This is a genomic window from Arthrobacter sp. 05L45_2, from assembly GCF_056397525.1.
On sequence record NZ_JBFTNO010000284.1, the window covers coordinates 1 to 2,619 of the forward strand.

The 2,619-nt window shown below is 68.8% G+C and carries 2 protein-coding genes and 1 pseudogene; all 3 read right to left on the bottom strand.

Annotated features, from left to right (window positions below; all coding sequences use genetic code 11):
• Positions 1-99, bottom strand: a pseudogene (locus AC1DHD_RS15455) (DUF779 domain-containing protein); the annotation flags it as partial.
• A 146-nt stretch (positions 100-245) separates the two neighbouring features.
• A complete protein-coding gene (exaC, locus tag AC1DHD_RS15460; protein ID WP_476880559.1) occupies positions 246-1,769 on the bottom strand; it encodes an acetaldehyde dehydrogenase ExaC in 1,524 nt (507 codons plus the stop codon).
• Between the two features lie 177 nt (positions 1,770-1,946).
• A partial coding sequence (locus AC1DHD_RS15465; protein ID WP_476880560.1) for a helix-turn-helix domain-containing protein occupies positions 1,947-2,619 on the bottom strand: 673 nt, incomplete at its 5' end.

The following is a 2,619-nucleotide window of genomic DNA, read 5'->3' on the forward strand; positions in this document are numbered from 1 at the left end:
GAGTTTGCGCAGCAGCTCCACGGCCTCGGGGGTAAGGGCCACCCGGGAAAAGTCCTCGCCGGGCTGCGTCACTGCGGCGTCGAGCCTGCTTTGGGTCATCGTGGCTGCTCCTGGAAGTGGGGTGGGAGTCGGGGTGGCTGGTGGGGGTTGGGGGGTGGCGCCTGGTGGGGAATCAGACGAGCAACGGGGACCGGCGAAGCGGGGCGGACCTGTCCGGTCCGCCCCGCCGCGCGGGCCGCGCGGGTTTAGAAGAAGCCGAGCTTGTTCTCGTTGTAGCTGACCAGGAGGTTCTTGGTCTGCTGGTAGTGGTCCAGCATCATGGCGTGGTTCTCGCGGCCGATGCCGGAGGACTTGTACCCGCCGAACGCGGCACCGGCCGGGTAAGCGTGGTAGTTGTTGACCCACACCCGGCCCGCCTGGATTTCGCGGCCGGCACGGTATGCGACGTTGCCGTTGCGGGACCAGACGCCGGCGCCGAGGCCGTAGAGGGTGTCGTTGGCGATGCCCATGGCGTCGTTGTAGTCGCTGAAGCGGGTCACCGAGACCACCGGGCCGAAGATCTCCTCCTGGAAGATCCGCATCTTGTTGTGGCCTTCGAAGATGGTGGGCTGGACGTAGTAGCCGCCCGCCAGGTCGCCGGAGAGCTCGGCGCGGGCGCCGCCGGTCAGGGCCTTGGCGCCCTCCTGCTGGCCGATGTCGATGTAGGAGAGGATCTTCTCGAGCTGGTCGTTGGAGGCTTGGGCGCCGAGCTGGGTGTCGGTGTCCAGCGGGTTGCCCTGGATGATCTTCTGGGTGCGGGCCAGCGCGTCGGCCATGAAGGAGTCGTAGATGCCTTCCTGGACCAGGGCGCGGGACGGGCAGGTGCAGACTTCACCCTGGTTGAAGGCGAAGAGCGTGAAGCCTTCCAGGGCTTTGTCGTAGAAGGCGTCGTTGGTGTCGGCGACGTCGTTGAAGAAGATGTTGGGGCTCTTGCCGCCGAGCTCCAGGGTGACCGGAATCAGGTTCTGGGACGCGTACTGGCTGATCAGGCGGCCGGTGGTGGTCTCGCCGGTGAAGGCGATCTTGCGGATCCGGGGGCTGGAGGCGAGCGGCTTCCCGGCCTCCACGCCGAAGCCGTTGACCACGTTGACCACGCCGGCGGGCAGCAGGTCGCTGATCAGTTCCATCAGCACCAGGATGGAGGACGGTGTCTGCTCGGCGGGTTTGAGGACGACGGCGTTACCGGCGGCCAGCGCCGGAGCCAGCTTCCAGACGGCCATCAGGATGGGGAAGTTCCACGGGATGATCTGGCCGACGACGCCGAGCGGCTCGTGGTAGTGGTAGGCGGTGGTGTCGTCGTCGAGCTGGGAGAGCCGGCCCTCCTGGGCGCGGACGGCCGACGCGAAGTACCGGAAGTGGTCGGCGGCGAGCGGGATGTCGGCGTTCAGGGTTTCGCGGATCGGTTTGCCGTTGTCCCAGGACTCGGCGACGGCGAGCATCTCGGTGTTCTCGTCGATCCGGTCGGCGATCTTGTTCAGGATGGCTGCGCGCTCGGCGACGGAGGTTTTGCCCCACGAGGGCGCCACCTTGTGCGCGGCGTCAAGCGCGAGTTCGATGTCCTCTGCGGTACCGCGGGCCACCTCGCAGAAGGCCTTGCCGGTCACCGGGGTGATGTTTTCGAAGTACTGGCCCTTGACCGGGGCGACCCATTCGCCGCCGATCCAGTTCTCGTAGCGGTCCTTGAAGGTGACCTTCGAACCATCGGTACCGGGCTGTGCGTAGACGGTCATTGCGAGCTCCTTTGCTGTGCAAGATGGGTGGCGGGAGCGGCACAGGTGTCCTGCGGCCGCCGCTGGCACCAGCCTAGGAGCGCCGGGGTTGCAAGAAGGTTGCATCCCTGTGAGCCGGATCACGCCGCCCGGCAGACCCCGGCAGGGACCCTCCCGGATTGTGCGCGCAGGGTGTGGTCAGGCGCTGAGTTCGGCTTCGAGCCGTTCGAGGTCCGCGACGACGGCGGCCCGCTTGGGTGAGCGCGGCGGCAGCAGCTTCAGCGCGGCAGTCCGGACCTCGACGTCGTCCGCGGCTTCCGGCAGCCCGGCGTACTTCAGCAGCGACTCGGCGCTGCCGTCGGTGAGCACGGCCTCCCGCAGCAGGGACGAGACCCGGTGGCGGAGCGCGTTGATCCCCGGCGCCTCGGAGCGCGGCAGGACGGAGCCCCGGTAGATCTCGAGCGCGATCCGGTGCGCGCCGCGCTGCAGGCAGCTGAGGACCTGGCCGGAATCCGGGACCAGGTCCAGCGGCAGCCGGTAAGGGCGGGACTCCGGGACGGCGTCGGGGTTGAGTTGCTGCAGGACCTTCCGCAGCCGCACCATCTCGGCACGCAGGGTCATGGTGGAACCGTCACGCGGGTAGAGCAGGGCGCTGAGCTCCTCCGCGGTCAGGCCGTCCGGGTGGGTGCTGAGCAGCGCCAGGATCTCGCTGTGCCGGGCGGAGAGTGTCACGGTGCGCCCATCGATACTGAGCAGCGCCTGGTCGCGGCCGAGCAGTTGCAGGCTGTTCCGGTAGAGGCTGCCGGTGGCGGGCCGGCCGGTCCGCCGTGCGGCACCCGCGTGGGCGGCCGGCGTGCCGGGGGTCCGGCGC

What these genes read in the sequence shown, in the direction of transcription:
- exaC (WP_476880559.1), bottom strand. Translation starts at nt 1,769, where the DNA reads ATGACCGTCTACGCACAGCCCGGTACCGATGGTTCGAAGGTCACCTTC.